The 309-nt window shown below is 47.9% G+C and carries 1 pseudogene; it reads right to left on the reverse strand.

Annotation, left to right across the window (positions count from 1 at the left end):
- Positions 1 to 309: pseudogene (locus tag CBI42_RS11715) on the reverse strand (DUF5776 domain-containing protein); the annotation flags it as partial.

Below are 309 nucleotides of genomic sequence, written 5' to 3' on the forward strand. Positions count from 1 at the left end.
TCCTTTTGATCCAGTAAGCGCTGAACAGGTGCTGTATAGCCGGACTGCCCGTTTAACGAGGTGTACACATCAACACCAGCTGCAGCTAGACCATTAGTCATGGTGATATTGTTATACTGGTCTTCCTTGTTGGCGGCATCACTGGTACCAAAGCCACCATCTTTCAAATAATAATGATTTTCAACTTCAGTCACCGCTTTTTGAATTGCAGCGGGAACTCCTGGTTGACCCATGTTCATCGAGAGTGCCAGAATAGCCCGGCCAGTAGGATCAACATCACCCCAGCTGGTCTTCCAAACACCTGTCTTG

Origin of the sequence: Streptococcus sp. KR (genome assembly GCF_002238115.1) — a bacterium.
Classification (GTDB): domain Bacteria; phylum Bacillota; class Bacilli; order Lactobacillales; family Streptococcaceae; genus Streptococcus.